Origin of the sequence: Mycobacterium sp. (genome assembly GCF_025965855.1) — a bacterium.
Lineage (GTDB): Bacteria > Actinomycetota > Actinomycetes > Mycobacteriales > Mycobacteriaceae > Mycobacterium.
In genome coordinates this window covers 1-11,146 of sequence record NZ_JAOPWB010000144.1, presented here as the reverse complement: position 1 = coordinate 11,146, position 11,146 = coordinate 1, and the positions used below count along the sequence as shown (strand labels likewise).

Here is an 11,146-nt window from a genome sequence, read left to right as displayed (position 1 = left end):
CTGCCGCGCCACGCCGTTGGATCCGACGAGGGATCCCTGGTCCTCGTCCGGCCGGTCCTCTTCGGTTGTGCCCGTCCCGTTCGCGGCGCCGGGCACCAGCCGGGCCCCGGGCTCGCGGACCGGCAGCCCGTGCTCGGTGGTGTGCAATTCGACGGGCTTGTCCTCGGCCGCGGCGGCCAGCGACCAGCCGCGGTCCCACACCGACTGCCAATCCAGGTCGGGGCTGTTGACCAGGTCGTGCGGGTCGCCCAGCATCTCCGACAGCATTCGACGGTAGATGACGTCGTCGTCGGCTGGCGCCTCCGGGGCCTGCGCGGCCTCCGGGGCTTTCGGAATGGTCGGGATCGACGCGAGCGGAGCGGGGGCGGGCTCGCTCTCGGGCTTGGCGCCGGGGATTTCCTTCGCGGCGGCCTGGGAACGCGCGGCGAAAAACGCCGACGTGTCCGACACCGCCGCGGGTTTGGCCGGCGCCGGTTTCGGCTCCGGCTTGGCCTGCTGCCCGCCCTCCCACCAGGGAGTGACCAGCTCGCGCCGGTGTCGCCGCGGCAGCTGCTCGGCCGGCTCGGGAACCTCGGGCACCTCGGTGATGCCGCTGGAGCCCGGGTTGCGGCGCGGCAACAACGTGACCGACGGTGCCGACGTCTCAGCGCCGTTCTGGTTCGCGGGCTCCGGCTCGGCGTGCAGCCCGGCGGGCCCACCCGCGGGGTCCGTCGTCGCCATGGCATTGGCGAGCTTGGTGCTCGGCGATGACACGGCCCCGGCCCGTCCCTGCGGCCCAGCCGAGCGGGCCCCGGGCGCGGGCGCGAGCACCGTGGGCGGGAGGTAGACCTCGGCGGTCGTGCCGGCGCCCGCTTCGTTGGCCGACGGGCCGCGCAGCCCCACCCGGATGCCGTGCCGGGCGGCGATCCGGCCCACCACGAAAAGGCCCATGTGGCGGGCGTTGTCGGGGGTGACGTCGCTGCCGGCCCGAAGCCGCATGTTGGCCATGCGCCGATCGGCGTCGTTCATGCCCAGGCCGGAGTCGGAGATCCGCAGCATGACGCCTCCGTCGCCGCCGCGTCCCGCGGAGATGCGGACGGTCGTCGTCGGCGGCGAGTAGCGCAGGGCGTTGTCGATCAGCTCGGCGAACAGGTGAATGACGCCGCCGGCCGCCGCGCCGATCAGCGCGCAGTCGGGCAGGCCGCTCAGCTCGACCCGGCGGTAGTCCTCGACCTCGGACACCGCGGCGTTGATCACCGTCGACAGCGGCACCGGGTCACGCTGGTCGCGGGCGAGCTGCGCGCCCGCCAGCACCAGCAGGTTGGCGCTGTTGCGCCGCAGCCGGGCCGCCAGATGATCCAGCCGGAACAGGTTGTCCAGGCGCTCGGGGTCCTCCTCGTTGCGCTCCAGCCGGTCGATCAGCATCAACTGCTGGTCGACCAGTGAACGGTTGCGCCGCGACATGGTCTCGAACATGTCGTTGACCAGCAATCGAAGGCGCGCCTCGTCACCGGCGAGCAGCAGGGCCTGCGTGTGAAGCTCGTCGACCGCGTGGGCGACCTGACCGATCTCCTCGGTGGTGTACACCGGCAGCGGCTGCGGGATCGGTTCGGCGCCACCGGCTTTGACCCGGGCCACCTCCTCCTCGAGGTCGGTGTGGGCGACCTTGAGCGCGCCGTCGCGCAGGACGCGCAGCGGCCGCACCAGCGCGCGCGCCACCAGCAACACGACCAGCAGCGCGATCACGATGACGGCCAGCACCAGCGCGGTGTCGAGGATGGCGGAGTTGCGCCGGTCGGTGGCCAAGGCGTGCACGGACTTGGTCACCGACGCGGTGGCATCGTTGATCACCTGCTCGGCGATCCTGTCGGTGGTCTCGATCGAGCGCAGCAGGTCGGGGTTGTCGACGAGCGCGCTGACCGGATCCGACATGATCGCCATCCGCGTCACCATTTGCTGCTGCAGCGTCTTGGCTTCGGGGGATCCGGCGCCCAGCACCTCGCTCATCCCGAACAACGTCGACGGCTCGGTGCCGGCCAGGGTGATCATCGAGGTCCGCAGCTGCGGGTCGGGCAGGTCGGCCCCGCGGGTCACCAGGATTTTCTGCATCGTCATCTGCCCGCGGGCGCCGACGGCCCGGCTCAGGCCCTGCGCCTCGGCGCGGATCCGCTCGTCGTCGACGTGCACCGACGCGTTGATCACGTCCTCGGCCGTCAGCAGGAGCGGGGCGTACGTGGTCACCCGTTCCCGCAAACCGATGCTGTTGTCGGCCACCTTGTCGAGCAGCCCCGCACCGCCGTTCAGCAGGGTGCTCACCCCGGATCGGACGTCGGGGGTGACGTCGGTGTCCGCCAGCCGCTGCTGCAGCTCGTACCTGCGCGCCTCGTAGTTCTTCTTGGCGCCCTCGACGTCGCGCCCGGTGGAGCTCGCCAGCAGCGCGACGTCCAACGCCGACATGTATTTGGTGATCGCCGGCAGCACGTCGGCGCGGGCGGCGGCCAGCTTGAGGCCGCTGGAGTTGGCCATCGCGTCATTGATGCGCAACCCCCCGAAAGCCGTCGCCAAAACCAGCGGTACCAGCACAATCGCCAGGACTTTGTAGCGGACGGGCCAGTTGCTGAGCGACCAGGTCGGCGGGCGTTTGGCCCGCGGCCCGTTGGTCACCGCGGCCTGCGTGTATTCCGGCGCGACCGCCTCGGCCGCGTGGGCCGGGCGGGTGAACATCGTCATGTGCTTGCGGCCGCGCGACCGGCCGTTGCGCTGATTCTCAACGCTCGGAGAAACGAGAGGCTCATAAGACTTCCTGCTTTATTCCGCCTACCCCACGCAGAACGGCGCCAGCGATAAACGCCTGGCAATCCGACGAGTATGACAGCCCGCGGCCGAGGTCTCCACAATTCCTACTGAGTAGCCAGAGCCCTCCAAGGTTGGCCCGCGCACGGGGATGCAAGTCTGGCAAACAAACCGCTTTGTCATGATCGGCAGATGTTCCGGCTGTTGTTCGTCACCCCGAACGTCGGAAAAGCTCCAACCCATGCGTGATCGCGCTCGTTGCGGTCGTCTGTGTGGCGGTCAAGCTGTCCAAGCTAAGACACGTTGACCTCCAAGCGAATGTCCTGCAAGCCTCGGCTGCCATACCGGGTGTGCTCCCTACTGCCAACTGCTGGTGAGCCCTGACGGTCGCAGGCGAGACACCGTCGCTGTCAGATCACGGTTGAGCCGGGGCTCTGCTGGGGTCGAGCTAGATCTGCGTGATCGTGCAGTCGTGGAAGGCCCATAGCTGAATGCGGTCGGGATCGGTGTAGACCTTGATCTCAACGGGACCGCTCCCGCTGGCCGGGACGACGAATGTGAACGTGGTGGGTCTTGCGTTGTCCTCGAAACTGGCCGCTACGCCCGGCCCTTCCACCCGGAAATACCCCGGGTAGTGGGGCCCTACGGCGATGCTTGTCGCCCGGCAGGTGACCAGGACCCCGGCTCCCGTCGGCGGATGCTCCAGGGTGAGGCTCAGGTATGGCGGAAACTCCGCGTTGCCTGAGAAGGTCCCGATTGAGGCGAACGGATTGGCGCCCGCCGTGTAGTAGGTGACGGTCTCGAAATCGAGCCATGCGACTCCGTCGACCGCGGGCTTGCGCGGGTTAAGCGTGGCGACGGCGGCGAGCTGGTCCATCTCCAACCTCGAGACATCGTCACCGGCGGCGTCAAGGATCTCACGCTGAGTGACCGGTGACGTCACCACTGGAATGCGATTCACCCGCACACCGGGTAGCTTCTCAATCTCTTTTAAGTGGGCTACCAGGGCTTCTGGCACCGATGCTGCCACAGTTAAGTTCGACATGCTTCTTCCTTTCGTGGCGATCCGACAAATCCGTTGTCCTATAGACGTTTATCGCCCGATATGAAAGCTCGATAGAGTATTTGGCTACTCCAACCAGAGCGATTGCTGTCTGATCTCGGCAGGCACTCTCATGTTGAACGTCCAAGCGCCAGCATTGTTCGGTGATCGCATTCCTTCGACGCGGTTGATGCTCCAGAGGTCGAGTCCTCGGTTGACCTGGATAGACGTAACCTTCGAAAGACCCGCATATCGGGAGGGAATTTTGTTGTGTTCAAACTGTTGTTTGTCACCCCGCGCATCGCTCCCAACACGGGTAATGCGATCCGGACGGCAGCCGCCACCGGTGCCGAATTGCATTTGGTCGAGCCGCTGGGTTTCGACCTGTCCGAGCCCAAACTGCGGCGAGCCGGCCTGGACTATCACGACCTCGCGTCGGTCACCGTGCATCCGTCGCTGCAGGCCGCGTGGGATGCGCTGTTGCCGGCGCGGGTCGTCGCGTTCACCGCGCACGCGGCCACGTCGTTTGCTGACGTCGCATACCGCGCGGGCGACGTGTTGATGTTCGGGCCGGAACCCGACGGGCTGGACGCGGCGACCCTGGCCGACGCCCACATCACCCGTCAGGTGCGCATCCCGATGCTGGCGGGCCGGCGCTCGCTGAACCTGTCCAATGCGGCCGCGATCGCCGTCTACGAGGCCTGGCGCCAGAACGGGTACAGCGGGGCCGTTTGACCCGATGAATACTGGGCCGCGCGCGAGTCAGCATTGATATGGCTACATTCATCACGATCGGTTACGGGGACGCGGCTGGGTACAACCGCGTGGGCGACGAATGCAAAGAGGCCGCGCACGCGCGCGACGACGAGTTGCGCGCGGCCGGGGCGCTGATCGGAATTGCCGGACGCCCCGTTCAGGTGCGCAATCCCGAGACCTCCGGCGTGCAGACCGAGCCCGGGCCGTACCTGCAATCAGCGTTACCGATCGCCGGGTTCGCGGTGTTGGAGGCCGACGACCTCGACGCGGCGATCGAGCGTGTGAGCCAAACCCCCTGTGCTGTCGCGCACGGGGTCGTCGAGGTGTGGCCGCTGGCGACCTGACTTACCAGGCGTTCCAGTGCGTGAGCTGCTCGGCCGGCAGCCGCTTGGCCGGCCGGAAGTCGGTGCCCTTGGTGTAGGCGATCGGAAACAGGCCACCCTGGCTGTATTTGTCGTAGGGAATGCCGAGTACCTCGGCCGCCTGCTGCTCGCCGTCGTCGAGCAAGTGCAGCGTCGTCCAGCAGGAACCCAGCCCCCGGGAGCGCAGCGCCAGACAGAAACTCCAGACCGCCGGGAACAGCGAGGCCCAGAACGACACGCCGCTCAACGGCGCCTGCTCGCCCCGGCCCTCCAGACATGGGATCAACAGCACCGGCGCCTCGTGCATGCGCTCGGCGAGATAGGTGGCGGAGTCACGGACCTTGCCCATCCGCTCACCGCGAGTGTCGCCCTCAGGGTATTCGGCTGACGGCGAGCTGAGGTAGGGGAGGGCACGGGCCCGGTAGATGTCGCCGATCGCCTTCTTCTTTTCGTCGTCCTCGACGAACACCCACTGCCAGCCCTGCGAGTTGGAACCGGTGGGCGCCTGCAGCGCGAGGTCCAGGCATTCCATCAGCACCTCGCGGCTTACCGGCTTGTCGAAGTCGAGGCGCTTGCGGACCGAGCGGGTGGTGGTGAGGACTTCGTCGACGGACAGGTTGAGGGTCATGTGTGGAGACTACCTTCGGGCTAGATTCGTGCCATGAGCGTCGAACTGACACAAGAGGTTTCCAGCAGGCTTATCTCCGACCACTATGGGTGGCTGACCACCGTCGCGAAATCGGGGCAACCGGTTCCGCGGCTGATCTGGTTCTACTTCGACGGCGCCAGGCTGACGGTCTACTCCATGCCGCAGGCGGCCAAGGTCGCCCACATCAAGGCGCACCCCAAGGTGAGCCTGAACCTGGATTCCGACGGCCATGGCGGCGGAATCATCGTCGTCGGCGGGATCGCCACGGTGGACGCCACCGGCGTCGACTGCCGAGACGACCAGCCGTACTGGGCGAAGTACAGCGAGGACGCGGCGAACTTCGGCCTGACCGATGCGATGGGCTCCTACAGCACCCGGCTGACGATCACCCCGACCAAGGTGTGGACCACACCCACGGGCTAGCGATCCACTCGCGAGCGTGCGTGTCTGTACGCGACACGCCGGGCATTGCCGGCATTCTGCGCGCGCTCGACGAAGGCTGTCAGCGGAAGTCGCGCGACTTCGAGCCCATCGCCAGGGTGATGCGGCCCAGCCGCTCGGCGACGACGGTGACCGCGCCGCTGGCGTTTTGCACCTGCCCGCGGACCAGCAGCGCCGGCGCCGTGTTGGCCAGTTTGCGATGCCGCGCCCACACCCCCGGCGTGCAGAGCACGTTGACCATCCCGGTCTCGTCCTCGAGGTTGAGGAACGTCACCCCCTGGGCCGTCCCGGGCCGTTGCCGGTGGGTCACCGCGCCGGCGATCAGCACGCGGTCGCCGTCAGGCACGCCCAGCAGCGCCTCGGCGGGCACCACGCCCATCGCGTCCAGGTCCTCGCGCAGGAACTGCGTCGGGTAACTGTCCGGGGAGATGCCGGTGGCCCACACGTCGGCGGCGGCCAGCTCCAGCTCGCTCATCCCCGGCAGCGCCGGGACGTGCGACGACGACCCCACGCCGGGCAACCGGTCCGGTCGTTGGGTGGCGGCGGCCCCGGCCGCCCACAGCCCCTCCCGCCGGGACATGCCGAAGCAGCCCAGCGCCCCGGCCGTGGCCAGCGCCTCGGTCTGCGGCACGGAAAGCTGCAGCCGGGTCGTCAGGTCCAGCAGGGATGCAAACGGGCCGTTGGCCTTTCGCTCCTCGACAAGCTGCTCGGCGAGGTCGTCGCCGATATGGCGGACGGCGCCCAAACCCAGCCGAACCTCCGTCCCGGCCTGTTCCAAGGTGGCGTGTGCCAGGCTGGCGTTGACGTCCGGGCCGTGCACCGTCACGCCGTGCCGGCGCGCGTCGGCCACCAGCGACTGTGGCGAATAGAAACCCATCGGCTGCGCGCGCAGCAGCGCCGCGCAGAACGCCGCCGGGTGGTGCAGCTTGAACCACGACGAGTAGAACACCAGCGACGCGAAGGACAGCGCATGGCTTTCGGGGAAGCCGAAATTGGCGAAGGCCTCCAGCTTTTCGTAGGTCCGGTCGATCACGTCGTCGGGGGCGCCGTGCAGCGCGCGCATGCCCTCGTAGAACCGGCCGCGCAGCCGTCGCATGCGCTCGGCCGAACGCTTGGAGCCCATGGCGCGCCGCAGCTGGTCGGCCTCGGCGCCGGAAAAGCCGGCGCAGTCTACCGCCAGCTGCATCAGCTGTTCCTGAAAAAGCGGCACCCCCAGCGTCTTTCGCAGCGCGGATTCCATGGATGGGTGGTCGTAGACGACCGGGTCGATGCCGTTGCGCCGCCGGATGTAGGGGTGCACCGACCCGCCCTGGATGGGCCCGGGACGGATCAGAGCGACCTCCACCACCAGGTCGTAAAAGATCCGCGGCCGCAGTCTGGGCAACGTGGCCATCTGCGCCCGCGACTCCACCTGGAACACGCCGACCGAATCGGCGCGGGACAGCATCTCGTACACCGCCGGTTCGGAGAGGTCGAGGCGGGCCAGGTCCACCCGGATGCCCTTGTGCTCGGCCACCAGGTCGATGGCGTAGTGCAGCGCCGAGAGCATGCCCAGACCCAGCAGGTCGAATTTCACCAAACCGATTGCCGCGCAGTCGTCTTTGTCCCATTGCAGGACGCTGCGATTCTCCATGCGCGCCCACTCCACCGGGCACACATCGGCGATCGGGCGGTCGCAGATCACCATGCCGCCGGAATGGATGCCCATGTGCCGCGGCAGATTCCGGATCTGGGTCGCCAGGTCGATCACCTGCGGCGGGATGTCCTCGATATCGGGCGAATCGGCCAGCCCGTTCCAATGGCTGATCTGCTTGCTCCACGCGTCCTGCTGGCCCTGCGAAAATCCCAGGGCGCGGGCCATGTCGCGCACCGCGATCCGGCCACGGTAGGTGATGACGTTGGCGACCTGGGCGGCGTAGTCCCGGCCGTACTTGTCGTAGACGTACTGGATGACCTTTTCGCGCTGGTCCGATTCGATGTCCATGTCGATGTCGGGCGGCCCGTCGCGGGCCGGCGATAGGAAGCGCTCGAACAGCAGCTCGTTGGCCACCGGATCGACCGCGGTGACACCGAGGGCGTAACAGACCGCGGAATTGGCCGCCGATCCCCTGCCCTGACACAGGATGTTGTTCTCCCGGCAGAACCGGGCGATGTCGTGCACCACCAGGAAGTAACCCGGAAATGTCAGTTGGGCAATGACTTTCAGTTCGCGCTCGATCTGGGAGTAGGCGCGGGGTGCGCTTTCGGTCGGCCCGTAGCGGTCGCGCGCTCCCGCCATGGTCAAGTGCCGCAACCAGCTGTCCTCGGTGTGCCCGTTGGGCACGTCGAACGGCGGCAGCTGCGGCGCGATGAGTGCCAGCCCGAACGCGCACTGTTCGCCGAGTTCGGCGGCGGCCGTCACAGTTTCGGGCCGCTGCGCGAACAACCGGGCCATCTCCTCGCCGGACCGCAGGTGCGAACCACCCAGCGGGGCGAGCCATCCGGCGGCGGAATCCAGGGAATGCCGGGCCCGGATGGCACCCATTGCCATGGCCAGCCGGCCGCGCGACGGATGGGCGAAGTGCGCCCCGGTGGTGGCGATGACCCCGACGCCGAAGCGCGGCGCGAGGGCGGCCAGCGCCGCGTTGCGTTCGTCGTCGAGCGGGTGACCGTGATGGGTCAGCTCGATGCTGACCCGGTTCGCCCCGAACCGGTCCACCAGGTCGGCCAGCGCCCGCTCGGCCGCCTCCGGGCCGCCGTCGGAAAGCGCTAGGCGCACAGTGCCTTTACGGCATCCGGTCAGGATGTGCCAATGCCCGCCGGCGCCCTCGGTCAGCGCGTCGACGTCGTAGCGCGGCTTGCCCTTCTCCCCGCCGGCCAGATGCGCCGCGGCCAGTTGGCGCGACAGCCGTCGGTAACCCTCCGGGCCGCGGGCCAGCACCAGCAGGTGCGGGCCGGCCGGATCCGGCGTCTCCGTGCGGGCGCCCGGCCCCAGCGACAGCTCGGCGCCGAACACGGTGCTCAGGTCGAGTTCGGCGGCCGCTTCGGCGAACCGCACCGCCCCGTACAGGCCGTCGTGGTCGGTGAGCGCCAGGGCGCGCATGCCCAGCCGGGAAGCCTCCTCGACCATCTCCTCGGGGGTGCTGGCGCCGTCGAGGAAGCTGAACGCCGAATGCGCGTGCAACTCGGCATACGCGACCGACGAGCGGGACGGCCGGGTGTCGACTGGCGGCTGGTACGTCCCGCGCTTGCGCGACAGGGGGGCGTCCTCCGGGGGCTCCGCCGGCGCGCCGGCATGGCGCGGCTTGCCGTCGAGCACCCGCTCCATTTCCGCCCAGCTCAGCGGCCCGTTAAACCAGCCCACGTATGACAGTGTATCGAATGTATGTTCGATTTAACCACGGCCCAGGACAACGGTTGTTAAACGGATCTTCAACTCCTAAACAAGCTCTTAACGCTGCGGAGCTACCGCGCATGAGGCGCCGCACAGATACTGGTACGAGGTCAAAAAACGAGGGCGGGGACTGAGCATGTCACAAGTGAAAACACTGGATACGGCCTACCTCAAGGCTCAGGATCCCGATCAGCACGCGAGCCTGGCGATCGGCGCGGTCGCCATCGTGGATGGCGACGTCCCCGCTTATGGACAGCTGAAAGAGCTTCTGGCGGAACGGGTCCGGTCGATTCCGCGATGCACGCAGTTGCTGCGGGCGCAGAACTTCGAGTGGATCGACTACCCGGAATTCGACGTCGCCCATCACGTGCGCCGCGTGGCGATCCCGCGCCCCGGCGACGAAGCCCAACTGTCCCAGGCCATCGCCTACGCCCTGGAGCGTCCCCTCGACCTGGACCGTCCGCCGTGGGAGTGCTGGGTCATCGAGGGCCTGAAGGGCAACCGGTGGGCGATGTTGATGAAGACCCACCACGGCGTGGCCGACGCCGCCCACCTGCTGGCCAGGCTCTGCGACGACGCCGGCGGCGACACGTTCGCCAATCATGTTGGCGTCGCGCAGGTTTCGTCGGAGCCGCGGCCCGGCTGGGCCGACGCCCTGGGGCGGGCCGCCGCGGTGGCCGGCACCATGTTCGGGGCGATGTGGCCGACGGAGCGGCTTTCGGCCGAGCCGGTCATGCGCCGGTACGGCACGGTGCGGGTGCCCGTCGCCGACGTCGACAAGGTGTGCCGCAAGTTCAGTGTGACCGTCAACGACGTTGCCCTGGCGGCCATCACCGAGGGCTTCCGGAGGGTCCTGCTGTGCCGCGGCGAAGAACCGCGGGCGGACTCGCTGCGCACCCTGGTGCCGACGCCGGTGCGTTCGGCGATGCTTCCGTACCTGCCCGTCGAGCACGACGACCCGGTCCGGCAGCTGCGCACGGTGCACGACCGTTGGAAGGTCCAGCAGGCCGGCAAGCGTCAACCCGGCTTGGTGGAGTCGGCGCTCAACTGCCTGCCAACCCTGTTGCGCAGCAATGTGTTACAAATGCTGACCCGGCTGCCGCACGCCGCCATCGTGACGCTGGGGACCCACGCCCCCGGGCCACGCCACCAGCTGCGGCTGATGGGCCAGACGATGGAGCGCCTGCTGCCGATCCCCCCGACCGCAGTGGCGCTGAGCAGCGGGGTCGCGGTGCTCAGCTACGGCGACGAAGTGGTGTTCGGCATCACCGCCGAATACGACGCCGCCGCCGACGTCAGGCAGTTGGCCGCGGGCATCGAATTGGGCATGGCGCGGATGGTGGCCCTGAGCCAGGATTCGGTGTTGCTGTTCAGCAAGGACCATCGGCGCAAGCGCGCGGCCCGCATGCATCCGAGCCAGGCGCAACGGGCGCGGCCGTCGGCGCCTTACTGACCCGGGCTCGGCGGTGCCCGGCACCGTGAGAAGGTTGGTGAATGCCGGTCATCATCGACCCGCGCCGCCACGACGCGGTGCTGTTCGAAGCCGCGTTGGATTCCGCGCACACCCTGATCCGGCAGCTACGGGAGGCCGGCGTGGGCGTCGGGTTCTTCTCCCCTGACACCCTGAGCGAGGCGGCCGACGAGCTGTCGGTTCGGCCGGACCGGTGCGCCGTCGTCGCCAACGACCCGACTTTCGTGCGGGCGGCCCGCGACGGCGGCTTCGCATTGATCATCGGGGTCGATCGCACCGG

General features: G+C 68.4%; 8 protein-coding genes and 1 pseudogene. 5 read left to right on the top strand and 4 right to left on the bottom strand.

The genetic code is table 11. The features are described 5' to 3' along the window. Both JWP83_RS11425 and JWP83_RS11420 read right to left on the bottom strand, forming a co-directional pair. Positions 1-2,709 (bottom strand): ATP-binding protein (locus tag JWP83_RS11425; RefSeq protein WP_297730064.1); only part of this gene is annotated, 2,709 nt, incomplete at its 3' end. Positions 2,710-3,220: 511 nt separating this feature from the next. Further along, positions 3,221-3,817, bottom strand: coding sequence for a hypothetical protein (locus tag JWP83_RS11420; RefSeq protein WP_297730063.1), 597 nt, complete (start codon positions 3,815-3,817; stop codon positions 3,221-3,223). A 267-nt stretch (positions 3,818-4,084) separates the two neighbouring features. Between JWP83_RS11420 and JWP83_RS11415 the strand changes: the two genes are divergently transcribed. Both JWP83_RS11415 and JWP83_RS11410 read left to right on the top strand, forming a co-directional pair. Continuing rightward, positions 4,085-4,549 (top strand): tRNA (cytidine(34)-2'-O)-methyltransferase, encoded by a 465-nt coding sequence (locus tag JWP83_RS11415; RefSeq protein WP_297730062.1) that lies wholly within the window; start codon positions 4,085-4,087, stop codon positions 4,547-4,549. A 38-nt stretch (positions 4,550-4,587) separates the two neighbouring features. Next, complete coding sequence (locus JWP83_RS11410; RefSeq protein WP_297730061.1) at positions 4,588-4,914, top strand: YciI family protein; 327 nt, start codon at positions 4,588-4,590, stop codon at positions 4,912-4,914. 1 nt (position 4,915) lies between these two features. Here the strand turns inward: JWP83_RS11410 and JWP83_RS11405 are convergent, their stop codons facing one another. After that, on the bottom strand, positions 4,916-5,560 hold the full coding sequence (locus tag JWP83_RS11405) for a nitroreductase family protein (RefSeq protein ID WP_297730060.1): 645 nt from the start codon (positions 5,558-5,560) through the stop codon (positions 4,916-4,918). Between the two features lie 33 nt (positions 5,561-5,593). Here JWP83_RS11405 and JWP83_RS11400 point away from each other — a divergent pair, with 33 nt between their 5' ends. Further along, entirely contained in the window at positions 5,594-6,004 is a 411-nt protein-coding gene (locus JWP83_RS11400) for a TIGR03667 family PPOX class F420-dependent oxidoreductase (RefSeq protein ID WP_297730059.1), read from the top strand. A gap of 79 nt (positions 6,005-6,083) precedes the next feature. Here the strand turns inward: JWP83_RS11400 and JWP83_RS11395 are convergent, their stop codons facing one another. Beyond that, positions 6,084-9,365, bottom strand: coding sequence for an error-prone DNA polymerase (locus JWP83_RS11395; RefSeq protein ID WP_297730058.1), 3,282 nt, complete (start codon positions 9,363-9,365; stop codon positions 6,084-6,086). Positions 9,366-9,531: 166 nt separating this feature from the next. Here JWP83_RS11395 and JWP83_RS11390 point away from each other — a divergent pair, with 166 nt between their 5' ends. Continuing rightward, complete coding sequence (locus tag JWP83_RS11390) at positions 9,532-10,848, top strand: wax ester/triacylglycerol synthase domain-containing protein (protein WP_297730057.1); 1,317 nt, start codon at positions 9,532-9,534, stop codon at positions 10,846-10,848. 41 nt (positions 10,849-10,889) lie between these two features. Then, a pseudogene (locus JWP83_RS11385) lies at positions 10,890-11,146 on the top strand (trehalose phosphatase); the annotation flags it as partial.